The 25,778-nt window shown below is 58.4% G+C and carries 21 protein-coding genes; 10 read left to right on the top strand and 11 right to left on the bottom strand.

Translation table 11 applies throughout. The annotated features are described in order from the left end of the window. Positions 1-33: 33 nt before the first annotated feature. The 5 genes from AS89_RS0104130 to AS89_RS0104110 form a co-directional block, all read right to left on the bottom strand. The gene (locus tag AS89_RS0104130; protein WP_010131101.1) at positions 34-465 is read right to left on the bottom strand and encodes a hypothetical protein; all 432 of its coding nucleotides are present in this window, start codon (positions 463-465) and stop codon (positions 34-36) included. A gap of 53 nt (positions 466-518) precedes the next feature. Then, positions 519-1,424, bottom strand: a complete 906-nt coding sequence (gene hemF / locus AS89_RS0104125; RefSeq protein ID WP_010131100.1) for an oxygen-dependent coproporphyrinogen oxidase — start codon at positions 1,422-1,424, stop codon at positions 519-521. A gap of 59 nt (positions 1,425-1,483) precedes the next feature. Next, complete coding sequence (locus tag AS89_RS0104120; protein ID WP_010131099.1) at positions 1,484-2,110, bottom strand: L-threonylcarbamoyladenylate synthase; 627 nt, start codon at positions 2,108-2,110, stop codon at positions 1,484-1,486. Positions 2,111-2,357: 247 nt separating this feature from the next. After that, positions 2,358-3,512, bottom strand: coding sequence for a DNA-processing protein DprA (gene dprA, locus AS89_RS16845; protein ID WP_010131097.1), 1,155 nt, complete (start codon positions 3,510-3,512; stop codon positions 2,358-2,360). 183 nt (positions 3,513-3,695) lie between these two features. Continuing rightward, positions 3,696-4,763, bottom strand: a complete 1,068-nt coding sequence (locus AS89_RS0104110; protein WP_010131096.1) for a LysM peptidoglycan-binding domain-containing protein — start codon at positions 4,761-4,763, stop codon at positions 3,696-3,698. 303 nt (positions 4,764-5,066) lie between these two features. Here AS89_RS0104110 and def point away from each other — a divergent pair, with 303 nt between their 5' ends. The 5 genes from def to AS89_RS0104085 all read left to right on the top strand — a co-directional run bounded on the left by def (position 5,067) and on the right by AS89_RS0104085 (position 11,135). Next, complete coding sequence (def, locus tag AS89_RS0104105; protein WP_010131095.1) at positions 5,067-5,573, top strand: peptide deformylase; 507 nt, start codon at positions 5,067-5,069, stop codon at positions 5,571-5,573. Between the two features lie 201 nt (positions 5,574-5,774). Further along, positions 5,775-6,743, top strand: a complete 969-nt coding sequence (gene fmt / locus AS89_RS0104100) for a methionyl-tRNA formyltransferase (protein ID WP_010131094.1) — start codon at positions 5,775-5,777, stop codon at positions 6,741-6,743. Next, complete coding sequence (rsmB, locus tag AS89_RS0104095) at positions 6,736-8,043, top strand: 16S rRNA (cytosine(967)-C(5))-methyltransferase RsmB (RefSeq protein WP_010131093.1); 1,308 nt, start codon at positions 6,736-6,738, stop codon at positions 8,041-8,043. Before fmt ends, rsmB begins: the two co-directional genes overlap by 8 nt. Before the next feature lie 237 nt (positions 8,044-8,280). After that, complete coding sequence (gene trkA, locus AS89_RS0104090; protein WP_010131092.1) at positions 8,281-9,666, top strand: Trk system potassium transporter TrkA; 1,386 nt, start codon at positions 8,281-8,283, stop codon at positions 9,664-9,666. A 17-nt stretch (positions 9,667-9,683) separates the two neighbouring features. Continuing rightward, positions 9,684-11,135, top strand: a complete 1,452-nt coding sequence (locus tag AS89_RS0104085; protein ID WP_010131091.1) for a TrkH family potassium uptake protein — start codon at positions 9,684-9,686, stop codon at positions 11,133-11,135. 47 nt (positions 11,136-11,182) lie between these two features. Here AS89_RS0104085 and AS89_RS18120 read toward each other — a convergent pair whose 3' ends face one another. Both AS89_RS18120 and AS89_RS0104075 read right to left on the bottom strand, forming a co-directional pair. Further along, positions 11,183-11,824 (bottom strand): CDP-alcohol phosphatidyltransferase family protein, encoded by a 642-nt coding sequence (locus AS89_RS18120; protein WP_010131090.1) that lies wholly within the window; start codon positions 11,822-11,824, stop codon positions 11,183-11,185. 121 nt (positions 11,825-11,945) lie between these two features. Then, complete coding sequence (locus AS89_RS0104075) at positions 11,946-12,815, bottom strand: lysophospholipid acyltransferase family protein (RefSeq protein WP_258165055.1); 870 nt, start codon at positions 12,813-12,815, stop codon at positions 11,946-11,948. A 195-nt stretch (positions 12,816-13,010) separates the two neighbouring features. Here AS89_RS0104075 and glyQ point away from each other — a divergent pair, with 195 nt between their 5' ends. The 4 genes from glyQ to AS89_RS0104055 are packed head-to-tail and all read left to right on the top strand — an operon-like array spanning position 13,011 to position 17,871. Further along, the gene (gene glyQ, locus AS89_RS0104070) at positions 13,011-13,991 is read left to right on the top strand and encodes a glycine--tRNA ligase subunit alpha (protein WP_100169247.1); all 981 of its coding nucleotides are present in this window, start codon (positions 13,011-13,013) and stop codon (positions 13,989-13,991) included. Then, positions 13,991-16,072, top strand: a complete 2,082-nt coding sequence (gene glyS / locus AS89_RS0104065) for a glycine--tRNA ligase subunit beta (RefSeq protein ID WP_010131085.1) — start codon at positions 13,991-13,993, stop codon at positions 16,070-16,072. The genes glyQ and glyS overlap by 1 nt, the downstream gene beginning before the upstream one ends. Before the next feature lie 10 nt (positions 16,073-16,082). Then, positions 16,083-16,631: a D-glycero-beta-D-manno-heptose 1,7-bisphosphate 7-phosphatase gene (gene gmhB, locus AS89_RS0104060; protein ID WP_010131084.1), complete on the top strand. Its 549-nt coding sequence runs from the start codon at positions 16,083-16,085 to the stop codon at positions 16,629-16,631. Between the two features lie 25 nt (positions 16,632-16,656). Then, the gene (locus AS89_RS0104055) at positions 16,657-17,871 is read left to right on the top strand and encodes a class I SAM-dependent rRNA methyltransferase (protein WP_010131083.1); all 1,215 of its coding nucleotides are present in this window, start codon (positions 16,657-16,659) and stop codon (positions 17,869-17,871) included. A gap of 63 nt (positions 17,872-17,934) precedes the next feature. Here the strand turns inward: AS89_RS0104055 and AS89_RS0104050 are convergent, their stop codons facing one another. Continuing rightward, entirely contained in the window at positions 17,935-20,100 is a 2,166-nt protein-coding gene (locus AS89_RS0104050) for a TonB-dependent receptor family protein (protein WP_010131082.1), read from the bottom strand. A 206-nt stretch (positions 20,101-20,306) separates the two neighbouring features. Here AS89_RS0104050 and AS89_RS0104045 point away from each other — a divergent pair, with 206 nt between their 5' ends. Continuing rightward, complete coding sequence (locus tag AS89_RS0104045) at positions 20,307-20,777, top strand: GNAT family N-acetyltransferase (RefSeq protein ID WP_010131081.1); 471 nt, start codon at positions 20,307-20,309, stop codon at positions 20,775-20,777. Between the two features lie 89 nt (positions 20,778-20,866). Here the strand turns inward: AS89_RS0104045 and gyrB are convergent, their stop codons facing one another. The 3 genes from gyrB to dnaN form a co-directional block, all read right to left on the bottom strand. Continuing rightward, a complete protein-coding gene (gyrB, locus tag AS89_RS0104040) occupies positions 20,867-23,287 on the bottom strand; it encodes a DNA topoisomerase (ATP-hydrolyzing) subunit B (protein WP_010131079.1) in 2,421 nt (806 codons plus the stop codon). A gap of 119 nt (positions 23,288-23,406) precedes the next feature. After that, a complete protein-coding gene (recF, locus tag AS89_RS0104035) occupies positions 23,407-24,507 on the bottom strand; it encodes a DNA replication/repair protein RecF (RefSeq protein WP_010131078.1) in 1,101 nt (366 codons plus the stop codon). Between the two features lie 133 nt (positions 24,508-24,640). Next, entirely contained in the window at positions 24,641-25,750 is a 1,110-nt protein-coding gene (gene dnaN / locus AS89_RS0104030) for a DNA polymerase III subunit beta (RefSeq protein ID WP_010131077.1), read from the bottom strand. Between the last annotated feature and the right edge of the window lie 28 nt (positions 25,751-25,778).

The following is a 25,778-nucleotide window of genomic DNA, read 5'->3' as shown; positions in this document are numbered from 1 at the left end:
TGCGTTCCGTGTGTATCGTTACAAGTCATGTCATTACAGTGCGCGCAGTGCCTTGCGCACCTGCACGGTTTCGTCGACGCCAATCAGGCTATCGATTTTCAGTTCACCCTGGTATTCACTCACCAGATAGCGGGTGCTGGCACTATATACCTGCTTCGGCTTTTCACCACGAGCGTCGAGCAATATCCAATTCAGGGTGGCGAGGCTCGCGTTTTCGTTCAACTCAATCACATCGGTTACCGCACCGACAATCTGGGTTACGCCCAGTTTCTGATAGAGCTTCAACAGTTTCTCCACCCGATCAATAAAATAGTCCCGGTCCAACTGGGATTTTTTGCCATCGGAGAAATGGTAGTGCAGAGGGAACCGGTAAAAATCCGCGATCTGCTCGGCGTCGCGCGCCTCGAACAGCCGGCGGTATTCGAGAAATAATTTATTGATGTCTTCGAGACGAGCCTTGTGCATTTCGTTACCTCTTTTTACAGCAGCTCCACAACCTATGACTCCGGCAAAGCGTTTTATATCCAGTCCCGGTGTGGCAGGAAGTCGGTATACAGCTTCGCTTCGGCGCTGCCCTCTTCCGGGTGCCAGTCATAGCGCCAGCGCACCTCGGATGGCAGCGACATCAGAATTGATTCGGTGCGGCCACCACTTTGCAGGCCGAACAGGGTGCCGCGGTCGAATACCAGATTGAATTCCACATAGCGGCCGCGACGGTACAGTTGGAAGTCGCGCTCGCGCTCACCATAGGGTGTGTCCTTGCGCTGTTTCAGGATCGGCAGATAAGCATCCAGATAGGCATTACCCACTGCCTGCATAAAGGCAAATGCATTATCGAAGCCGCCTTCACTGAAGTCATCAAAGAACAGGCCGCCCACACCGCGCGCTTCCTTGCGATGCTTCAGGTAAAAATATTCGTCGCACCACTTTTTCAAACGCGGGTAAATATCCTCACCAAAGGGCGCACAGGCCTCCTTCGCGGTCTGGTGCCAGTGCACGACGTCTTCTTCAAAACCGTAGTAGGGAGTCAGGTCAAAGCCGCCACCAAACCACCACACCGGGTCTGCGCCTTCTTTTTGCGCTACAAACAAGCGCACATTGGCGTGGCTGGTGGGGGCATAGGGGTTGCGCGGGTGGATAACCAGGCTCACACCCATGGCTTCGAAAGAGCGACCAGCAAGCTCGGGGCGTGCCGCGGTGGCCGATGGTGGCAACTTGTCACCGTGCACATGGGAAAAGTTAACCCCGCCTTTCTCGATAACATTGCCGTTTTCCAGCACCCGGGTGCGGCCACCACCACCACCCTCGCGCTCCCAGGTATCCTCAAAAAATTCCTGCCCGTCTACCGCTACCAGTTCCACACAAATGCGGTCTTGCAGGTCCAGCAGATATTGTTTGACGGCCTGGATGTCGATGCTACTCATGCAATGCTCACGATTTTATTTCGCTAGTAATAAGTTTTTCTATCAAACGTGTTGCGGGCTTATCCCGCACGCACAATGCGACCACTGGAAGCGTCGCGAATTTCGCTGGGGGAGGCGCGCCCACCGGTACTGCCGCCGCCAATAAAATCCAACGCATCGCCAAAGTAACGCAGCACCTGGAATTTGTGGCGCGCTGGCTGGCAGCCCGCCGGGTTGGCGGAGGTCGACACAATTGGACCACCAAAGGCCCGCGACAGTGCCGCGGTGAACGGGTGGTTGGTATGACGCAGGGCGACACTGTGGTGCACACCGCTGACCCACGGCGGTATCTGGTCAAAATGCGGTACCAGCCAGGTAACCGGCCCCGGCCAGGTGGCATCGATCCGTGCGCGCTGGTCACCGGATAGATTGTGAAGCAAGGCGGAGAAGTGGTTCACGTCGCCGGATACCAGTATCAGCCCTTTTTCCAGTGGACGATTTTTCAAGCGCAGCAGGCGCTGCACCGCGTCCGCATTATTGGGATCACAGGCAAGGCCCCAAACGGACTCGGTCGGGTGCGCGATCACGCCGCCGGCGGCAATAATGCGCGCGGCGCTTGCCAAGCTGATGCCGGCGCCAGGCAAATTCGGTGTATGGGTCGTTGCGGTATCGTCGACGGCGGTAACGGAGGTGATGTTCTCTGACAAGGCTGGGACTCTTTGGGTCAGCAAGCGGAAGACGCGGCCAGCGCGCCGGGGTAAACGCCCCGATACTTTTCCATACGCACCGCAATGGGCAACAGTATCAGAGGGTCGCCTGGTGGCAGCGCCGCAATTTATCGAATACTACCAGCCTAGACAAGGTGGGTGGATTTCGCGGCGCACTCATGCCGCCGCAGTATCCTACCCGGATCCAACAGGAAGCAAATCCACGCGGCTAACGAACCAGCAGTGCTCACTCCACCAGCCCGGCGAGGGCTTTGGCGCCACTGCCGGTTAGCTGGTAGCCACCGGGGAGCTGCTCCACCAGCCCTTCCAGCTCCATTTGCAACAGGCTCGCCATCAGCTCACCAGTGTCGCCGCCGGTGTCGCGGGCCAGCTGTTCGATGCTGCGCGGATCACCACCGAGGGCGACAATAAGGTTGCGCTGCGCCGGCGGCAGATTTGTTTCGGTGACGGCAGTCTGTTCAAACAAGGATGGCTGCTGCGCCATGCCCGCTAACAATCCACCAAGTTCCGCCACGATATCCGCACTTGTCTCCACCAGGTGGGCACCGTGCTTGATCATGTGGTGACAACCGCGCGCCATGGGGTTGTGCACAGAACCGGGGATCGCGAACACCTCGCGATTCTGCTCCAGCGCCAGGCGCGCGGTAATCAGCGAGCCGGAACGCACCGCAGCCTCCACCAGCAGGATGCCCAGGCTCAGGCCGGAGATAATCCGGTTGCGACGAGGGAAATTGCCTGGTTCCGGTGCGCTGGCCAACGGCATTTCACTTACCAGCGCGCCACCCGACTCCAATATCTGTTCCGCCAGAGCCGTATTGCGCTGCGGGTAAATACGATCCACACCAGTGCCCAGCACGGCGATCGTTTTGCCGGCGCCACGTAACGCGCCCTTGTGTGCCATGGCGTCGACCCCAAGGGCGAGGCCTGAGGTAATCGCGAAGCCAGCGGCAGCGAGGTCTGCAGAAAAAGCCTCGGCATTGTCGAGACCCGCGCGACTGGCGCGGCGCGCCCCAACCACGGCGATCTGCGGCAGGGACAGCGCCAGGGGATCTCCGGTGATATACAGAACGGGGGGTGGACGGTCGATTTGGCGCAGCAATGACGGATAGCTTTCATCATCGCAATGCAGCAGATAGATGCAGTTTTCCACACAACGCTGGCGTTCAGCGAGTGCCCATTGCGCCAGTTCACTATCGCAGCCCAGACGCTGGTATTCGGCCAGCTGGGTGCGGGCGCGCTCCGGTAATTTGCGGGGGAAATGGGTGGCAGGCTGCCGGAGAGCGGCTTCGGCGGAGCCAAATTGCTCCACCAGTTGCCAGTACAGACTGGGGCCAATGCCCTCCAGCCGCAGCAGAGAGAGAGTCGCGGTCAACGCATCCATGCGATTTGCCGTAAATGTTGTTCAGTAGAGCTTTGGGATTGAAGGAGTCGCAGAAAAACGTAGCGAGCGGTTGGCTGGTGGTGGCCGCCGGAGCGCAACAACCGGAGCGTACTTAAAGTACGTGAGGATTGTGAGCACCGCCGGCCGCCGTCAGGCGACCGCGCAGTAGTTTTTCAGTGATTCCTAGGGGTTGCGCACCAGATCCATTACTGCCAGCGGCTTTTCGGCTTCCAGCACCAGGCCGAGGCTCATTTTTTCGAAGCTGCGGAAAACCATCAGCACACCGGCGCGCTCGTCCGGCAGTTTCACATTCTGGCGGGCGATACGGTCGCGCACAGTGGCACCGCGCTTGTAGATCGCCAGCACGTTGCCAGGCTCCAGGCCTTCACGCAGGCCGCGGTTGATGGCAACCACGTCGTATTTGGCAACCTGGGTGACACCCTCTTCCACACCGAGAATGACGCCATCCACGGGCACTAGCGGTGCACTTGGCTGGAACAGTGCGGCAATCGCGCGTTCTTCTACCGGCAGCAAGCGGTCTTCGAGACGCATATCGCGGCTGCTGCGGGTCACGTCCAGGGTGGCCACGGCGAATTCGCTGTTGGCGTTGTCCACATCCAGCTGGCGCAGGTCTACGGAGGCAACATCCAGGGCCTGCTGGCCCAGCTCCTCACCGGTGAATGGGTCGGCGTAGACCGGGCCCGGGCGATACACACCGTAAGACGGCAGTGGCTCGCGGAAATCGCCGCGCGCGTATACTTTTTCACCGGCGCCCATCAGGATGCGCTGGTCCTGCCCGGAAATTACGTAGGGTACGCCGCGGAAGGCATTGGGGCCGACGATACGGGTGCGCGACAGAAAGGCATTGATGGCATCCAGCGGAATGGCGGGGATCGCGGTATCAATGGGTTCGCGGCGCACGGAGGGGCCAAGGCGGTTGTTGCTGGCGGGGCTCAACCGGTAGGCAGTAGGCGCGCGCTCGAGCTCGAGCCGCGGCTGGCCGTCAACGTAGACCAGGTTGAGGCGGTCGCCCGGGTAGATCAGGTGCGGGTTCTCAACCTGCGGGTTTACCTGCCAGATTTCTGGCCAGAACCACGGTTGGGACAGGAAGCGCCCGGAGATATCCCACAGGGTGTCGCCCTTCTGGACGGTATAGGTGTCCGGATGGTCGGGCTTCAGCAGCGTATCTTGTGCATGCAAGCCAAAGGTCGCCAGCAGGGTTGCGGCGGCGGCCAGTATTATTTTTTTCATGGAAGCATTCCTATGCTTTTTTATCGCTAACGCTATTGGCCATCCAGTCTGCTGATTCTTTATACGGCTATCGCTGAGGTTTTATATCGCTATAATCTGTCAGCGCTGAGCCCGGCGGTGGCTGCACTACCAGACAGAGGTCTGCTAGTGCTAATGACCACGCGCGGCAAAGTGGGGGCTAAAGACGCCAGCTGGCGGTTTCGCCAGGGTGCAAAAACTCTCCCCCAGTTCAGCAAATTTCAAGCGCGATCATTATGTTATCAGCGCAAGTTCCACTAAGACTAGAAGTTTGTCACAGGTGTTATGGCCAAACTGGAAATCCTTGAATTCCCCGATCCCCGCTTGCGCAAGGTTGCAGAGCCTGTTGCAGAGGTGACGGACGATCACCGCACACTCATCGAAGCCATGTTTGAAACCATGTATGAGGCGCCAGGTGTTGGCCTGGCGGCGACGCAGATCAATGTCCATGAGCGCATTGTGGTGATTGATGTGTCGGAAGATCAGAGTGAGCCTCTGGTGCTGATCAACCCTGAGGTTGAGGTGCTGGATCCGGAAATCCACAAGTACGATGAGGGCTGTCTGTCGGTGCCGGGCTTCTATGAGAAGGTAGAGCGCCCGCGCAAGATCCGCCTGAAGGCACTGGATCGCAACGGTGAGACGTACGCGCTGGAAGCCGAGGGGTTGCTGGCGGTCTGTATCCAGCACGAGATCGACCACCTCGATGGCAAGCTGTTCGTAGATTACATCTCGCCACTAAAGCGCAATCGTATTCGCTCCAAACTGGAAAAAGCGCACCGCCAGCGCGCCTGATCCCAGGCAGTTCTTGCCCGGCCCATTGGCGGCTAAGCACCGGGTGCCTGTTTTCAGAACCGCTGTAGATACATCCCTGTACGCTGCGTCGGCAACATCCCTGTTGCCGACGCTTCTGAAAACAGGCACCCAGCACTTAGCCTTCAGTTCTGCCTATCGGACATCGCTACCCGTCCGCTCGCCCATTACCAAAGAGTATTCATGAGCCTCAACATCATCTTTGCCGGCACCCCCGATTTTGCTGCCGTCCACCTGCAAACCCTGCTCGATAACGAACACAACGTCATCGCCGTGTATAGCCAGCCAGACCGCCCCGCGGGCCGTGGCAAGAAGCTGTTGGCGAGCCCGGTGAAGCAGCTGGCGCTGGAACACGAGATCCCGGTGTATCAGCCCCTGTCGTTGCGCGACGAACAGGCGCAACAGGAACTGGCGGCGCTGAATGCGGAGCTGATGGTGGTGGTGGCGTACGGCTTGATTCTGCCGCAGGTGGTGCTGGACACACCGCGGCTTGGCTGTGTGAACGTGCACGCATCCCTGTTGCCGCGCTGGCGCGGTGCAGCGCCGATTCAGCGGGCGGTGGAAGCCGGCGATGCGGAGAGTGGCGTGGCGATTATGCAAATGGAGGCGGGGCTGGATACCGGTCCGGTGCTGGTGGAGGCGCGCACGCCGCTTGCCGCGGGCGAGACCGGTGGCAGCCTGCACGACAAGCTGGCCGGGCTCGGCGGGCCGGCGTTACTGGAAGCGCTGGCCATGCTTGAGAGCGGCACCGCGAAGCCGCAGGTGCAGGACGATGCGCTGGCCAATTACGCGGGCAAGATTACTAAAGAAGAGGCGCGCCTGGACTGGAGCCGTCCGGCGACAGAGCTGGAGCGCCTGGTGCGGGCATTCAATCCGTTCCCGGTGTGCTGGACCGAGTATCGGGACAACAAGGGCATGCCACAGCGACTGCGGGTTTACGCAGCGAAGCTGGAACAGGGCTGCCATAACGACAGCCCGGGGACCATTCTCAGCGCCGACGATGAGGGCATCCTGGTTGCCTGTGGCCGCGAGGCGCTGCGCCTGACGCAACTACAATTGCCGGGCAAGAAGGCACTGCCGGTGGCGGAGCTATTAAAAGGTTACCGCGATCTGTTTGCCGCGGGCATCACCTTGGGAGCAGCCGATGAATGATCCAAGAGCTCTGGCGGCGCGTGTAATCGCGCGCCTGTACCAGGACCGCGGCTCCCTGCAGCGCTTGCTGCCGTGGGCGGAAAAACAGGTCGACGAGAAAGACCGTTCGCTGCTGCGCGAACTCTGTTATGGCACCGCGCGCTTCGCGCCGCGTCTGGAGCTGATGCTCAACAAACTGCTGCGCAAGCCGGTAAAGGATGAAGAGCTGGAAGCGCTGATGCTGGTGGGCCTGTACCAGCTGGAATACACGCGCATTCCCGACCACGCGGCGATTGCCGCGACCGTGGAAGCGGCCCGCGCGATCAAACTCGGCCACGCCACCGGTGTGGTGAATGGCGTGCTGCGCAATGCTCTGCGTAATAAGGAAGCACTCACTCGCAAACTCTCCGGCAATCCCCAGTTCAGCTCGGCGCACCCGGAATGGCTGCAACAGGCCGTGAAAGCCGCCTGGGGCGCTGAAGCGCGCGCCATCTTCACGGCCAATAACGAAAACCCGCCGATGAGCCTGCGGGTGAATCGATCGCAAATCAGCCGCGCGGACTATCTGCAACAACTGCAAGATACCGGCATCAATGCCGAGCCCTGCACCTTCTCCGCAGCGGGCCTGATCCTGGAGAGCCCGGTAGCGGTCAGCCGCCTGCCCGGCTTCGAAGACGGACTCGTCAGTGTGCAGGACCAATCCGCACAACTCGCCGCGCCGTTGCTGGATCCGCAGCCCGGTGAGCGCGTGCTCGACGCCTGCGCCGCCCCTGGTGGCAAAACCTGCCACCTGCTGGAGCTGCAGCCAGACCTCGACCTCAGCGCCCTGGATATTGAAGAAGAGCGCCTCGACCGCGTCATCGAAAACCTCGAGCGCCTCGGCATCGGCGCGCAGATCATCTGCGCCGACGCCGCCGAACCCGAGCACTGGTGGGACGGCGAACCCTTCGACCGAATCCTGCTCGACGCCCCCTGCTCCGCCACCGGCGTGATCCGGCGCAACCCGGACATCAAGCTACTGCGACGCCCGGAAGATATTCAGGAGCTTGCCGCGCTGCAGGGCAAAATCCTGCGTGCAATGTGGCGCCTTTTGAAACCTGGCGGCACACTCCTTTACGCCACATGTTCCATACTGCCGGAGGAAAACAGCGCTCAAGTGGCACGCTTCGTTGCGGAGACACCGGATGCGAGGGACAATACGCCGCAGTTGTTGCACGGGGAGCCCTGGGGATTGCCGCAGGAAGTCGGTATGCAGTTGCTGCCAGGTCTCCATGCAGGCGATGGGTTTTATTACGCAAAGCTGGAAAAGCAGGCGCAGTAAGCCAACCACGTTTGCTCAGACTCCGTGCGCTTACGAAGTACAAGAGTAAAAATTTAGGCTGGTCAGCCGGTGCAGGATGTCAGGATCGTCGCAAACAGGATGTTTGCGCCGAAGCGCCCAGGGATGGGTTTACAGCGGTCCTGACATCCTGCACCGGTTGGCCAGCCGCCACGCCCGCAAAAGAATCCACAAAGCGGGTGGCACTAAGGCCAGAAGCCAAAGGCCCAATCGCATAATATGAAAATCATTATTCTCGGCGCCGGCCAGGTCGGTGGGTCACTGGCGGAAAGTCTCGCCTCGGAACGCAACGACATTGTTCTGGTGGACAGCAACGAGAAAACCCTGCGCGAGCTCCGCGACAAGATCGATATCGGCGTCGTCGAAGGCCATGCCTCGCACCCGGATATCCTGCAGGAAGCCGGCATCGAAGACGCCGACATCCTCGTCGCCGTCACCAACAACGACGAAACCAATATGGCCGCGTGCCAGATTGCCCACTCGTTGTTCCGCGTACCCACCAAAATCGCCCGCGTGCGCGCATCCGCCTATCTGCAATATCCCGAACTGTTTTCCACCGAGTCGATTCCCATCGACGTACTTATCAGCCCCGAGCAGATCGTCTCCGAATACATCGCACGGCTGATCGCGCATCCCGGCGCACTGCAGGTACTCGATTTTGCCGATGGCCGTGTGCAGCTGGTTGCCGTGCGCGCCGTACAGGGCGGGCCGCTGGTCGGGCACCAGCTGCGTTACCTGCGCGAACATATGCCCAAGGTCGACACCCGCGTTGCCGCCATCTATCGGCGCAACAGCCCGATCATCCCGCAGGGCTCCACCGTGATTGAAGCCGGCGACGAAGTCTTCTTTATCGCTGCGAAGCAGGATATCCGCGCAGTCATGAGTGAACTGCGGCGCCTCGAGCAGGGCTATAAGCGCATCACCATCGCCGGCGGCGGCAATATCGGGCTGCGCCTGGCCACCAAGCTGGAAAACCGCTACTCGGTCAAAATCATCGAGCAGAGCCACGAGCGCTGTATCTTCCTCTCGGAAGAGTTGAGCAACAGCATCGTGCTGCACGGCAGTGCCTCGGACCAGGACCTGCTGCTGGAAGAGAACATCGAAGACACCGATGTATTCCTGGCGCTGACCAACGACGATGAAGCCAACATCATGTCGTCACTGCTGGCGAAGCGACTGGGCGCGCGCAAGGTCATGGCACTGATCAACAACCGCGCCTATGTGGACCTGGTACAGGGCGGCGAAATCGATATTGCCATCTCCCCCCAGCAAAACACCATCGGCAGCCTGCTTACCCATGTGCGTCGCGGTGACATGGTGAACGTGCACTCCCTGCGCCGTGGTGCCGCAGAGGCGATCGAAGTGATTGCCCACGGCGACAACCGCACCTCGAAAGTTGTGGGCAGGAAAATTGAGGACATCGACCTGCCCGAGGGCGCCAGTATCGGCGCCATCGTGCGCGAGCGCGACGGCGAAAGTCAGGTGCTGATTGCCCACGACAACATCGTGGTGGAAACCGACGACCACGTCATCGTGTTCCTGGTCGACCGCCGCCACACCCGCCACGTGGAACAGTTGTTCCAGGTCGGCTTTAGCTTCTTCTGATGTCGGGACACGATTAGATGCGTTTTGCAGTCATAGCGCGAGTCTTCGGCATACTTCTGACGGTGTTCAGCCTGACCCTGCTGCCGCCCATTGGGGTGTCGCTGTGGTACGACGACGACACCCATGTCGCCTTCTCCATTGCGTTTGGCATCACCCTGATCACCGGCTTGCTGATGTGGCTGCCGGTGCACGACTTAAAACAAGACCTGCGCACCCGCGACGGCTTCGTCGTCACCTCGCTGTTCTGGCTGATTCTGGGTAGCTTCGGTGCCCTGCCGCTAATTATCAGCCCTGCACCCGATCTCAATGTGGTGGACTCCATTTTTGAATCGATTTCCGGGCTGACCACAACCGGCGCCACCACCATTGTTGGCCTCGACACCCTGCCGCCAGCGATTTTGTATTACCGCCAGCAACTGCAGTGGTTTGGTGGTATCGGGGTAATTGTGATCGCGCTGGCTATTTTGCCGATGCTCGGTATCGGTGGTATGCAGCTGTACAAGGCAGAAATGCCCGGCCCGGTGAAAGATACCAAGCTGACCCCGCGCATCGCAGAAACCGCGCGTGCGTTGATCGTTATCTACATCGCGCTCACCGTACTGTGCGGCATTGGCTACTGGTGGGCGGGGATGACCGCGTTCGATGCGGTGGGGCACGCATTTTCCACCGTGGCGAACGGTGGTTTTTCCACGCACGACGCAAGCATGGGCTTCTATGCCAACAACAATGCGATAATGGCGATCGCCATTATTTTTATGCTGACCGCGGCGATTAACTTTGGCCTGCATTTTTACGCGCTGGGTAACCGCACGCTAAAACATTACTGGAAGGATTCCGAATTTCGCTTCTACGTGCTGGTCACCTTTTTCTCCAGCATTATTATCATCGGTTACCTGTACACCTCGGGCACCTTCAATATGAAGGACAGCTTCCTGCACGGTATTTTCCAGGTGGTTTCCATCGGCACCACCGCAGGTTTTGCCTCAGAGAGCTTTGCGCTGTGGCCGGCATTTTTGCCCTATATCTTGTTGCTGCTGGGGATCATGGGCGCCTGTGCCGGCTCCACGTCCGGTGGCATCAAGGCGGTGCGGGTAATGCTGATTGTGAAATCCGGCCTGCGTGAGCTGAGTCGCCTGGTGCACCCCAATGCCGTCGTGCCCATCAAGGTGAATAAAAAGATCGTACCGACGCGCGTCACCGACGCCGTGTGGGGATTTTTTGCGATTTATATCCTGTCGTTTTTTATTCTTACGATTGTGGTAATGGCCACCGGCGAGAACTTTGTTACCTCGTTTTCCACCGTGGCATCTTGCCTGAGCAATATTGGCCCAGCACTGGGCGATGCCGCTTCGCACTATGGCGAAGTCAATGGTGTGGCCAAGTGTTTTCTGATCCTCGCCATGCTGATGGGGCGTTTGGAAATCTTCACATTGTTGGTGCTGCTCACACCGGCTTTCTGGCGCCACTAATTCCTCGCACCTGCATCTGTGACAATCGAAACGCTCGTAGGGAGACACTAGTCGAATGTGTCTTCCTTGCCACGGATAACATCCCAGTAGCGCGGCAAAAATCGCAGTAATACCCACACTTCCAAGATACAGCCAATCAGCGTGAGCGCCTCCATGGTGTGATCAAAAATAACTTCTTCAGCGGTGCTTTCTGGAATCATTTCAATGGCCAACTGCTCCGCAAATCCCATGCCCAGAATTAAAAATGCCAGCGCCATCGCAGCGCGCGACAGCAGCTCTGGACGCAGATGCGGGCGTCTTTTTAACCAGCACAGCAACACCGGGTAGGCCGTTAACTGAATGGAAAATCGCGTAATCACGAGGGTGGTATAGATGCCACTAATGGACCCGTAATGCCATAACAGCGGGATCAGGGTGAGGATATAAATACGATCGGCAATCGGATCCAGCAAGGCGCCAAAATACGAGTGCCAGTTGAAGCGATTCGCAAACCAGCCATCAAGCTGGTCGGTCCAGGCGCCGAGGCAATAGACCACGAGAGCCCACAGATGTCGGTCGCTGAGGGAGAGCCAGAAAATCACCGGGATCAGCGCAATGCGCAACAGCGACAGTCCGGTGGGCAAGAAGCGCCAGGGGGACGTTTCTGCGGGGATTGGCGTTTCTTCGGATTCGGGTTCGATTTGGCTCATTAGGCATGGGTTATGGGATGACCTACCTATGAGCTTAATCGAAAATTTGCGGGAAGCCCGCGCGCCTTGCCCGTGTAGCAGCTGCCGTCAGGGGCGGGTCGCGTATAGCGCCAACAGCGGGTCAGTTTTTCCTGTACAGGCCTGTACGACCTTCCGGCGCCCGACGGAAACGTTTGTATTCCCACTGATATTGTTCTGGCGCCTCGGCAATGCAGGCTTCCACACCGCGGTTCAATGCCGCGAGGGATACCTTGGCCTCGTCACTGTAAATGGCCTCTTCGGCCGGCAACAGCACCAGCTCAAACCCCTGCTCCAGGCGCTTGGCAAAGCCAAACACCACCTTGCAACCGGTGCGCTGGATCAGGTTGTAGGCGAGCGTCATGGTCAGGGTCGGGTGGCCGAAAAACGGCGCAAACTCACCACCAGACAGATCCGGCTCCTGGTCCGGCAATACGCCCACAATACCGCCCGCTTTTAGCGCCTTCAGCAATGCCCGCACACCGCGCACATTGGTGGGCACCAGGTTGGCCCCGGTTTTCTCGCGGCCGGCGCGGATCAACGCATCCAGTGCCTCGATTTTGGGTGGTGCGTACAGGCTGGTGGTAGGCCCGACGGTGGCCAGGTACTGGCCGAAGATCTCCCAGTTTCCGATATGCGGCGCGAGGACCAAAACGCCGCGTCCTTCGCTGACACCTTCGGTAAGCAGTTGCTGGTTGCGGATGCGCTCGATACTGTCTTCGGCGACACTCCACGACTGGCGCCACAGGCTGGCGACTTCGAATCCGGTCATGGCGGTATTCACCACACTCTGGCGGGCGAGCTGTTCCCGCGCCTTGTCCGGCATTTCTGGATAGCAGTGTGCCAAATTGATACGGCTTACCCGCAGACTGTTTGCCCGGGTAGCCACGGCGCAGCGGCCCGTCAGACCACCGAGGCGGCGCGACCACTTGAGTGGCAGTTGTCCAATCAACTTCAAGGCACCTGCGGCCAATTGCCCTTTGATATCCAACCGTTACATCCTTCTTGCCAGGGCATCAGCCCGCTCTTGTTCAAGTTTTTTCCGGTGTTCGCCTGATATAGGCCAGATTGTGGCCATCAAATCCCCTGTGCGCTGTTTAGCGTGCAACCGGCTGCCGCTATAATTGCGCCCCTTGTCTATTCCACCCAGCTGAAACCGGAGATTGTGGTGTCCGAGCAACAAACCAGCGGTTCTGCCCCCGCGCAGGATCTGAGCACCTTTCAGGGATTGATTTTTACCCTGCAGGAATACTGGGCGCGCCAAGGGTGCGTCATTCTACAGCCTCTGGATATGGAAGTGGGCGCTGGCACCTTCCACCCCGCAACCTTCCTGCGCGCCATCGGCCCGGAAACGTGGAATGCCGCCTATGTGCAGCCCTGCCGCCGCCCCACGGACGGTCGCTACGGTGAGAACCCCAACCGCCTGCAGCACTACTATCAGTATCAGGTAGTAATGAAGCCGTCGCCATCGAATATCCAGGAGCTGTACCTTGACAGCCTGCGTGCACTGGGTATCGACCCCGAGGTCCACGATATTCGTTTTGTTGAAGACAACTGGGAGTCCCCCACGCTGGGTGCCTGGGGCCTCGGCTGGGAAGTTTGGCTGAACGGTATGGAGGTGACCCAGTTCACCTACTTCCAGCAGGTGGGTGGTATCGAGTGCTACCCGGTTACCGGCGAGATCACCTACGGTATTGAGCGTATTGCGATGTACCTGCAGGGCGTGGAGTCCATCTATGACCTGGTGTGGACCCGCGACGCGCAAGGCAACGCGGTGACCTACGGCGACGTGTTCCACCAGAACGAAGTGGAAATGTCCCACTACAACTTTGAGCACGCGGATGTCGAATTCCTGTTCGCGACCTTCGATCACTGTGAGCGCGAAAGCCAGCGCCTGATCGAACTGGGCCTGCCGCTGCCCGCCTATGAACAGGTAATGAAGGCGTCTCACGCGTTCAACCTGCTGGATGCGCGCCACGCGATCTCTGTCACCGAACGCCAGCGCTTTATTCTGCGTGTGCGCACCCTGGCACGGGCGGTCGCCCAGGCCTATTTCGACGCGCGCCATGCCCTCGGTTTCCCGCTGGCAACCGAACAGGCCCGCAATGACGTACTTGCTCAACTCGACGCGCAGAAGGAGAAGAAGTAATGGCTCAGGATTTTCTGGTTGAGCTGGGCACCGAAGAGCTGCCCCCCAAAGCGCTGAACAAACTGATGCAGGCCTTCGCCGACGGTATCGAGCAGGGTCTTAAAGATGCCGAACTGGAATACGGTGAGGTAAATGCGTTCGCCAGTCCGCGCCGCCTGGCGGTGTCAGTGAGCGACCTGGCGGAGCAGCAGCAAGACAAGCAAATTGAAAAGCACGGCCCGGCCGTGGCCGCAGCCTTTGATAAAGAGGGTAACCCCACCAAGGCTGCGCAAGGTTTCGCACGTGGCGCCGGCGTCAGCGTTGACGAACTTGCGCGGGTGCAAACCGACAAGGGTGAGCGCCTGGCGTTTATCAGCGAGCAAAAAGGTGCTGCGACCCAGGACCTGCTGGGCGATATTGTCAGCAAATCCCTGGCACAGCTGCCGATTCCCAAGCGCATGCGCTGGGGCGCACGTAAAGAAGAATTCGTACGCCCGGTACAGTGGCTAATCATGCTGTTCGGCAACCAGGTGGTAGATGCCGAGGTACTTGGACTGAAAGCCGGCAATACGACCCGCGGGCATCGCTTCCACTGCAATCGCGAACTCACCGTGGCGTCGGCCAACGATTATGTGCAGCAGCTGCGCGATCCTGGTTTCGTAGTCGTCGACTTTGCCGCACGCAGGGAAATGATTCGCGAGCAGGTACAGGCCGAAGCGAACAATGTAAACGGCGAGGCGGTCATCGATGAAGATCTGCTGGACGAAGTGACCGCACTCGTGGAGTGGCCGGTTGCGCTGACCGGACGCTTCGAAAAACGCTTCCTCGAGGTGCCCGCCGAAGCACTGATTTCCTCGATGAAGGAACACCAGAAATATTTCCACGTAGTGGATGAAGACGGCAAGCTGATGCCGTTCTTTATCACGGTTTCCAATATCGAGAGCACCGACGCCAAGCAGGTGATCGAGGGTAATGAACGTGTTATCCGTCCACGCCTGTCCGATGCGGCCTTCTTTTTCGAAACTGATAAGAAGACCAGCCTCGAAGCGCGCCGTGAAAAACTCAAGTCCATTGTGTTCCAGCAAAAGTTGGGAACCGTGTACGACAAGACCGAACGCCTGGCAAAACTGGCGGCGGCTATCGCCGACAAGCTGAAAGGCGACGCCGCTCTGGCCGAGCGCGCAGCCAAACTGTGCAAGTCGGATCTGGTTACCGAAATGGTGTTTGAGTTTGCCGACATGCAGGGCATCGCCGGTTACTACTATGCGGAAAATGACGGTGAGCAACTGGATGTGGCCAAGGCCATGTACGAGCAATATATGCCGAAGTTTGCCGGCGACGAATTGCCGCACACAGAAACCGGTACTATTGTCGCCCTGGCCGATCGCATCGATACGCTGGTGGGTATTTTCGGTATCGGCCAGCCACCCAGTGGCTCACGCGACCCATTCGCACTGCGTCGTGCCAGCCTCGGCGTGCTGCGTCTGCTGGTAGAAAAGAATATCGACCTGGATCTGCGCGAGCTGCTCACCCTGGCCCGCGACGGATATCCGCGCACCGCACTGGCCGAATACGACAACGTGGTTGAGCAGACTCTCGCCTATATGATCGAGCGTTTCCGCGCCCGTTACGAAGACGCTGGCATCAAGGCCGAAGTATTCCTGGCGGTATCCGCACGCAAACTGTCACGTCCGCTGGATATCGACAATCGTGTGAAGGCGGTGCACAGCTTCAGCCAGCTGCCGGAAGCGGAAGCGCTGGCAGCGGCCAACAAACGTGTATCCAATATCCTCGCCAAGCTCGACGGCCCGGTGCCCACCGAGGTAGACCAGGCGCTACTGGAAGAAGATGCGGAAAAGGCGCTGTATCTGGCGGTGCGCGATGCGGCGGATGCGGTAACCCCGCTGTATGCCGAGGCGCGCTTCGAAGAGGGCCTCGCGGGCCTATCCGGTTTGCGTGACACCGTCGATGCCTTCTTCGATGGCGTGATGGTCATGGCCGAAGATGACAAGCTGCGTAACAACCGCCTGGCGTTGCTGGCGCAGTTGCGTGGGCTTTTCCTGGAAGCGGCCGATATTTCGCTGCTGGCTCCCGCGAAGTAAAGCGCGCGCTATGAGCATAATTGTTCTTGATCGCGACGGCGTCATCAATCAGCCCAACGGTGACCATGTGACCTGTGCGGCCGAATGGACGCCGATACCCGGCAGTATCGAGGCAATGGCGCGTCTCAGTCAGGCCGGCTACCAGTTGGTCATTGCCACTAATCAAAGCGGCCTCGCCCGAGGCCTGTTTGATCTGGACGATCTCGAAGCCATCCATGCGATGTTGCGCGAACAGGTGGAGGATGCCGGCGGCGAAGTGGCCGGCATCTTTTACTGCCCGCACAGTGACGCGGACAATTGTCGCTGCCGCAAGCCGAAGACCGGTTTGCTCGATGCTATCGAAGCGGAATTCGATGTTAGCTTGCACGACTGTTTTTTTGTTGGCGACCGCACCAAAGATCTCTATTGCGCCGTGGCCAAGGGTTGTAAACCGGTACTGGTACAAACCGGCTGCGGACAACAGACACTGGCGTCACTCATGCAGAACCCGGATGCGAGCCTCGCCGAAACGCGCGTGATGGAAAATCTCGCGGAATTTGCCGACTTCGTTCTATCCTAATCGATCACCGTCGGCGCATCTGCCGATGGCACTCATCACCGGAGTTTCCCCCGTGCATCAATTGATTCTCAATCCACGCGCCGAGCGCCGCCTGAAGATGGGGCACCTGTGGATTTACAGCAATGAGGTGGACACCAAGCGCAGTCCGCTAAAAGGCATCGAGCCCGGCAGCCAGTGTGAGATGCTCGATAGCAACGGCAAGAGCCAGGGATACGCGCTGGTGAATCCCAACCAGCTTATCTGCGCGCGTCTGGTATCACGCAAAGGCGCGTTTACGCGTAAGACTTTGCAGCGCCGGCTGGAGCAGGCGCTGGCTTTGCGCGAGCGCTACTTCGACCATCCCAGTTACCGCTTGGTCTACGGTGACTCTGACGGGCTGCCGGGCCTGGTGGTAGACCGCTTTGGTGATTACCTGGTGGTGCAAATCAGTAGCTGGGGCATGGAGCAATTTTGCGAACAAATCGTGAGTGCGTTACAGGCGCTATGCAAACCAAAGGGCATTTTGCTGCGCAACGATCACCAGGGTCGCAAGGTAGAGGAGTTGCCGGAACTGTGTGAGGTAGCATACGGCGAAGTGCCGGAGATGGTGCCATTTGAAGAAAACGGGGTGCCGCTGCTGGCGCCGGTGTATCAGGGACAGAAAACGGGTTGGTTTTACGATCACCGCGACAACCGCGCGCACTTGAACCGCTGGGTAAATGGCCGCCGGGTATTGGATCTGTTTTCCTATGCGGGCGGCTGGGGTGTGCAAGCGCTTGCTAACGGCGCAACAGAGGTTACTTGTGTAGATGCTTCCGCGCAGGCGCTGGACTGGTGTGAAGAAAATGCCGCGTTGAACAAGCGCAAGGACGATCTGATCACCATTCAGGGCAAGGCGATCGACGCAATGAAATCATTGATCGCCAGTGGCGAACGTTACGATGCCATCGTGCTGGATCCACCAGCCTTTATTAAGCGTCGCAAGGATCAGAAATCCGGCGAGGCGGCTTATCGCCACATCAATGAATTGGCGCTGCGCTTGCTTGAAAAAAATGGCCTGTTGGTGAGTGCCTCCTGCTCCATGCACCTCGCATCGGATACCTTGCTGGAAATCCTGCGCGGCGCTGGTCGCCACCTGGACAAGAACATCAGCATCATCGGCAGTGGCGGTCAGGGTGCGGATCACCCGGTGCATCCGGCAATTGTCGAGACGCGCTATCTAAAGGCGCACTTCGTGCACCTGAGCGGCACGCTGCAGTAATTATTTCTGGCGATAAAAAAACCCGGCAGTTGCCGGGTTTTTTGTGTCGCGCGACTTCAGAATTTAGAAGCTGTAGGTCACACCAACGGATGCGGTACGCGGGCGGTTGGCGCGTGCGCCATCCGGGGCGCGATTGATAATCGCCTGTTCATCCAACAGGTTGTCCACTTTCAGGTAACCGGCCAGGTCTTCACTGAAATCGTAGTGCGCAGCCGCATCGACCACCCACAGGGATTCGGTGCGCGCGAACTGATCGACATCACCGCGATTACATGAATTATCGACACACATGTCATCCTGATAAGCGGCAGTCAGGTTAACGCGCCAGTCGGCACCACTATCGATACCGGTAGTGACCGCAAATACGTTCTCTGGCAGATAGGCAAAGTTGTCGCCGGAAAGAATATCTTCAGCAATGTTATCGCGCGTGATCTCGGCGTCGGTCCAGGTGTAGCTGGCGCTCAGCGGAATCATCCAACCGTTAGCCAGCGACCACTCGGTAGCAGCCAGAGCTTCAATACCTTTAATTTCCGATTCGCCCAAAGCGTAGGTGCCGCTGTCGGCGCCATTGGCGCACGGGACGGCCACGGAGCAGTTCTGTACGGTGCTTTCGTAGTCACTGAAGAACGCAATGACTTCGGTGCGCAGGCTGCCATTGTCGAAACGTGCACCCCATTCGTAGTTGGTAGACAGGTCGCCGGCTTCGCCGTCAGAGGAGCCAGAACCGGGAGGAGCGAAGCCGCGGTGGGCACCGGCTAGCAGGGTAATGGTGTCGCTCAGCTGATAGGTCAGGCCAAGGCCCGGCAGCCACTCACTCAGGGAGTTGCTGCGGCTGCTGCCTTTCTCGGTGCGGTCGATATCGTTGTAGCGCTGTTGTGAGGTCTCGATATCTTCGTAACGCAGGGTGGCGGTTAGAGCCAGCGCATCGTTTATCTGGATCTGGTCATACACGAACAGGGAAATTGCATCGGCTTTGCCGACGCGGTTGTTGCTGGAGCTGGGATCGGTGATATCGACAAATACCAGTTCACCATTGACCTGGTTGTAGTTATCGACGGGCTGGAAGCGATCGATATCATCGTAGTGATCACGCACACCAAACTCGAGGTCATGGGCGATGGTGCCGGTCTGGAGCAGCCAGTTAGCACTTACTTGCAGACCGCGGGACACATAGGTGCGGTCGTTATGTTTGATGCCAACGCCCTCGTAATCCATGGTTCCGTCGAGCACGGCCTGGGCATCTGCATCGCCAGTATTGGCCGCATCGATCAGGCCGCCGAGGCTCACTTTGAACCAGTCGCGCTTGAATTTGTTGTAGTAGGCCTGGGTGTTCAGGCTGAAGCTTTCCGTCAGGGCGATGGAGTGGTTCAACTGGACGGTGCTATGACGGTTTTCAATTTCGTCGAGGGCACTGATGCCATAGCGGCGATTGGGATCAGCGACAAAATCGGCGTCAGTAAGGCCCAGGTAGCTCATGCCGGACTCTTCTTCGGAGTACTGCAGCTTTACATTCAGCTGCTGGGCGTACTTGGCGCCGGCAGATGAGTTCAGGCGCCCCTTCAGCAGGTAGTCTTCCTTATTGATATCGGCGGCGTCCGCGCGATCGATGTCGCGGAAGCCATCGGCACGTTGCTGGTGTGTCTCAATCAACCACCCTGCGGTGTCGGTGCTGTCGCCATAATAGGTGTGCAGGCGGTTCTCACCAAACTGACCCGCCTCCAGCTGGACCTTACCGGTAGATTCATTTGGAATCTGGGTGCTGAGCATGTTGACCGCACCACCGACAGTGAATGGGCCATATTTCAGCGTGGACGGGCCTTTCAATACTTCAATGCTGTTAAGGCGGCCAGCGGTCGGGAAATAGTAGGCTTCCGGGGCGGAGTAAGGCGCCGGCGCAACCAGTACGCCATCTTCCATCAAGGAGATCTTGCCAGAGCGGCCGCCGTCAGCCCCGCGAATACCAATGTTCGGGCGCAGGCCATAACCGTCTTCTTCCCGCAGGTAAACACCCGGCACCGCGCGCATCATGCGGTTGATGTCGACGAACTCAAACTTTTCCAGATCCTCGGCGCTCACGAGATGCGCGGAGCCCGGCAGTTTTTCGATTTCGCTGGTATCGCCCAGAACAGAAATGGTTTCCAGGTTCGCAGGTTTTTCTTCCGCGAATACGCCGGCGCTCAAGCTAGCGAGCAAGGCAACAGAAAGCGGGGTGAGGGAAAAGCGGGCCACGTGACGCTCCTTGTGTACATCTGTCATTAAGATAGTTAATGAGAATTATTATATTTTACAGAACGATCTTTGTCACTGTGGAGGTCACTGTTTTTGTTGAACTTTCGTGCCAGTTTCAGGTCCCCTTGCCGCCGAATGTTGGGTTAGGAGCCACTGGCGCGGCAAGCTACCATCTGCTACTGCATTGATTGATTTCGGGAGTTGTTATGCTGAGACCCTTACAGGAATCGGATATAGAACGCCTGTTGCAGCTTTGGCTCTACCTCGCGTCCACCGCGCATCCCAGCCTGCCGGTCAGTTACTGGTCTGAGCAAGGTCGTGTGATGCGCCGCAAGCTCAGTGCTCAGTGCGGTCGGTGGAAGCGTGGCGGGCGCGCAGCGGAAGTGCACTGGGTCTATTCACGACCGGACAGCAGCATTGCCGAGGGCCTCGTTACCGTGAGCCACAACCATCAGGTACAAACGATTTTTGTGTCACCAGGCGAGCAGCGGCACGGCGTGGGCAGTGAGCTTATGGAGCAGGCGAAGTTTGATCAGCTGGAGCTGACAACTTCCGTGCTGGAGGAAAACCTGCGCGGCCGCTATTTTCTGCAGCAGCATGGCTTTGTCGAGTTTGAACGGACCTTTAATGCGGCTGCCGGCCAGGATGAGATTGCCATGCGCTGCCGACTCACCTGATGTAAATACTCACCAACGCAAAAGCCCGCACGGTGCTTAAGGTGCACCGTGCGGGCTTTTCACTGTATTTGAGATAGCGTGAGTGTTGGTTACACGTCCAGGTTCTCTACGGCCAGAGCATTACTCTCAATAAACTCACGGCGCGGCTCTACCTGATCCCCCATCAGGGTGGTAAAGATCTGGTCGGCGGCAATCGCATCTTCCACGGTCACCTGCAGCATACGACGGGTTTCCGGGTTCATGGTGGTGTCCCACAGCTGCTCCGGGTTCATTTCACCGAGACCCTTATAGCGTTGGATGCTGTACCCGCGGCGGCTCTCATTCATTAGCCAGGCAAGCGCCTCCGGGAAGCTGTGCACTGGCTGCTGTTTCTCGCCGCGCTGGATATAGGCGCCCTCTTCCAGCAGCCCTTGTAGCTTTTCACCCAGCTGGCAGATAGCGCGGTATTCCGCAGACTCAAAGAACTCGTGATTTACGGTGTAGCGGCTACTTACACCGTGGGCCACGATATCGATGGTCGGCAGGAAAAGGTTGCGCTCCTGATCTTCAGTCACGGAAACGCTGTGGCGGCGGCCACCGCCCTCACCTTCCTGTTCCAGTCGCGCCTGCAGCTGGTTAGCCCAGTCGGCCATGGCTTCGCTGGACTGCAGCTGCTCCGGCTTTACTGACGGCAGGTAAACCATGCTCTGCAGGACTTCTTCCGGATACAGGCGCGACAGGCGATCGATGGTCGCCATTACCCCGCGGTATTCTTTCACCAGTGACTCCAGCGCAGTGCCTGACAGGCCCGGCGCTTCCGGGTTCACGTACAGGGTGGCGCTTTCCAGAGCGGCATTGGTGAGGAACTGGGTCAGGGCCGCCTCATCCTTCAGGTACTGCTCCTGCTTGCCCTTGCCGATCTTATACAGGGGCGGCTGGGCGATAAAGATATGCCCGCGCTCGATCAACTCCGGCATTTGACGGAAGAAGAAGGTGAGCAGCAGCGTACGAATATGGGCTCCGTCCACGTCCGCATCCGTCATGATAATGATGGAGTGGTAACGCAGCTTGTCCGGGTTGAATTCGCTTTTGCCGATACCGCAACCAAGCGCGGTAATCAGCGTGCCCACCTCGGCGCTGGACAGCATCTTGTCGAAACGCGCCTTTTCAACATTCAGAATCTTTCCTTTTAGCGGCAGGATCGCCTGGGTACGGCGGTCCCTGCCCTGCTTCGCAGAGCCACCCGCTGAGTCACCCTCCACCAGGTAGAGTTCGGAAAGCGCGGGATCTTTCTGCTGACAATCGGCGAGCTTGCCGGGCAAGCCAGCGATATCCAGGGCACCCTTGCGGCGGGTCATCTCACGGGCTTTACGCGCCGCTTCGCGGGCGCGGGCCGCGTCGATCATCTTGCCTACCACGGCCTTGGCTTCCTGGGGGTTCTCCAGCAGGTAGTCGTTAAACGATTGGCCCATTTCCTGCTCGACCGCGGGCTTTACTTCGGAAGACACCAGCTTGTCTTTGGTCTGCGAGGAGAACTTCGGATCCGGCACTTTCACCGAGATAATAGCGGTCAAACCTTCACGCGCGTCGTCGCCAGTGGTGCTGACCTTGTCTTTTTTACCAACACCTTCTTTCTCGATGTAGTTGTTCAGACCACGGGTCAGTGCCGCGCGGAAGCCGGCCAGATGGGTACCGCCGTCCTTCTGTGGAATATTGTTGGTGTAGCAGTAGATGTTTTCTTGGAAAGAGTCATTCCACTGCAGGGCAACTTCAACCGCAATGCCATCTTCACGCTGGTTCTGGAAGTGCAGGACCTTGTTGATCGGCGTCTTGTTCTGGTTCAAAAATTCGACGAAGGCCTGCAAGCCACCCTCGTATTCATAAATTTCTTCTTTTCCGCTGCGTTCATCGCGCAACACGATACGCACGCCGGAGTTGAGGAAGGAGAGCTCGCGCAGGCGCTTGGCGAGCTGCTCAAAGTGGAATTCGATATTGGAGAAGGTACCCGCAGAAGGCTTGAAATGTACGCTAGTGCCGCTGGTTTCACTGTCACCGACAACGGTGAGGGGCGCATCGGGTACACCGTGGCGATAAACCTGCTCATGGATTTTGCCACCACGACGAATCGTCAGTTTCAGCTCTTCAGACAGCGCGTTTACCACCGAAACACCAACGCCGTGCAATCCACCGGACACCTTATAGGTGTTGTCGTCGAACTTACCGCCGGCGTGCAGTACCGTCATAATAACTTCGGCGGCGGATACACCCTCCTCCGGGTGTATTTCGGTGGGAATACCACGGCCATTGTCGGAGACGCTGACCGATTCGTCCGGGTGAATGACCACTCGGATCTCGTCACAATGCCCCGCCAGTGCCTCATCAATGGAGTTATCCACCACCTCGAACACCATATGGTGCAGACCGGTGCCATCGTCGGTATCGCCGATATACATTCCCGGGCGCTTGCGCACCGCATCCAGGCCCTTCAGTACCTTGATGCTACTGGAATCGTAGTTATTCTCTTCCGACATTCTGTTGCTCCATTCCGCCGGGCACTGGGCGCGGCCTGATCTCTTCTAGAATTAATGCGTTTTCGTTTTTCGAGATGTTGCCTCATGCGGGCAAACACCAATATGCAAACTTTTTCTAACTAGGCGTTTGGGCTGACGGCTTTAATATGACCATGTTCCACGTGGAACATCTGAGGGTCGCCCCAGACGCCACCAAGCGCCTTCCAAGCCCGCTGTGTCGTCTCTGGGTCGATACCCGTCACCAAGACCTGGCTTGCAGTATCCCGCACCCAGCGGGCAAACAGCGCCTGGTTGTCATCGTCCAGCTCAGCAGGAAGATCATCCACCAGAAACAGTGGTTTCTCCGCGCCACCGACCGTTGCCGCCATGGCGGTGCGCAGTGCACACACAGCCATTTTTTGCTGACCCCGGGAAAGCACCGCCTCCGCCGCCTGACCATTAATGGTAAAGCGCAAGTCGGCGCGATGAGGGCCAACCCGCGTGAAGCCCTGTTCATAATCACCCGGTCGCGCACTCGCCAGTGCATCGGCCAGGCTGAGCTCGCGCTTCCAGCCGCTGCGATACTGAACGTCGAGATCCCCGAAGACGTCGCGGGGCAGTTCATCAAGGCGCTCACGAAATAGGACCTTCAGCCTCTGAAAGACCCCATAACGCCCCTTGTGGACCGCCTCACCCGCTGACACAAGCTGTTGCTCCCAAGGGGCCAGCAAATTCGAGTCAATTTTACCACGACGAAGCAGCGCATTGCGCTGCTTTAACGCGCTTTGATACACCTTCCACCGTGAGGAAAACGAATGTTCCACGTGGAACACTGTCCAGTCCAACAACTGCCGGCGAACCCCGGGGCCACCATCCAGCGCGGCGAAACTGTCGCTGTTAATGACCTGCAGCGGCAGGCATGCCGCCAGCTCCGAACTGGATCCTGCCGGCTGTTGATTGATCCGTATTCGACCCTTGCCATCCCGGAGCTTCTCAACCCCCAGTGCGACACCAGAGCGCAATCTGCCAAAAACCGCAAGCGACTCCTCGCCATAGCGGATCAGTGACTGGCTTTGCCGCGAGCGAAAGGAACGGCCACTACCGAGCGTGTACACGGCCTCCAACAGCGACGTTTTACCGCTGCCGTTCGCGCCACAAAAGAGATGCACAACACCCTCCAGCACGACATCGGCGTGCTGAATATTGCGAAAATTCGTGAGAACTACTCGAGATAGCGCCACACTCACACCCGAATTAGCGAGCTACAGATACGAAAAGACCGCCGGCCCCGAAGGGTGGCGGTCTCTAACGACAACGCGTGTACCAAACTCAATTACTACACTCGCGACTAACGATTTGCTGACACACCGTCACTTAAAGGCGCATCGGCATAATGACATAGACCGCATCGCCCTCTTCCGGCTGCTGCAGCAGTGCACTGCTGTTGGCATCGCCAAGGCCGATACGGATCTGATCACTGTGAATAGCACCGGTAACGTCCAACAGGTAACCGACGTTGAAACCAATCTCCAGAGGATCACCGTGGTAATCCACCATCAGCTGCTCTTCGGCCTCTTCCTGCTCCGGGTTATTTGCGACAATCTGCAGTAAACCCTCCGACAACTGCAGACGTACACCGCGATACTTTTCGTTGGAGAGAATCGCCGCACGCTGGAATGCCTGACGCAGTGCCAGACGGTCGGCAAACACTTCATTACCGGTTCCGCGCGGCAAAACACGTTCGTAATCCGGGAACTTGCCGTCAACCAACTTGGAGGTAAAGGTGAACTGGCCGCACACCACACGGATATGATTATTGCCCAGTACTACCTCTGCGCTCGCATCGGAGTCCTCCAGCAGGCGTGCGAGCTCAAGCACACCCTTGCGCGGCACGATTGCCTGGATCGGCGCGTCCACGTTAAGGCCCGGGGCATCGCGATCACACAGTGCCAGGCGATGACCATCTGTGGCCACGGCACGCAGCTGCTGCGGACGACACTCCAACAACAAGCCATTCAGATAGTAGCGAACATCCTGCTGCGCCATGGCAAAGCCAGTGGCATCAATCAGGCGACGAATTTCGCGCTGAGAAATGGAAAAACGGCTCTGAGCGGTGGTCTCTTCCTGGTTCGGGAAGTCGCTCGCCGGCAGGGTCGACAGCTGATAACGACTGCGGCCACTGCGCAACACCAGGCGCTCGCCATCACGTTCGAACTTCAACTCGGCACCGTCAGGTAGAGAGCGACAGATATCCAGCAATTTGCGCGCCGGAACCGTCACCTCGCCTTCCATTTCTGCCGGTTGCTCCAGTTGCAAGCGACCGACGATCTCCACTTCCAGATCGGTACCGGTTAACGACAGCTCCTGCCCCTGCAGCTGCATCAATACATTCGCCAGCACCGGCAGTGTCTGACGCTTCTCTACCACGCCGGCAACAAGCTGTAGTGGCTTTACCAGGGCATCGCGGCTCACGCTGAATTTCATAATTATTGCCTTGATCTAGGTTAGGTCG

Origin of the sequence: Microbulbifer agarilyticus S89, from assembly GCF_000220505.1 — a bacterium.
Classification (GTDB): domain Bacteria; phylum Pseudomonadota; class Gammaproteobacteria; order Pseudomonadales; family Cellvibrionaceae; genus Microbulbifer; species Microbulbifer agarilyticus_B.
The sequence above is the reverse complement of the archived record's forward strand: the minus strand, read 5'-3'. Positions and strand labels throughout refer to the sequence as shown.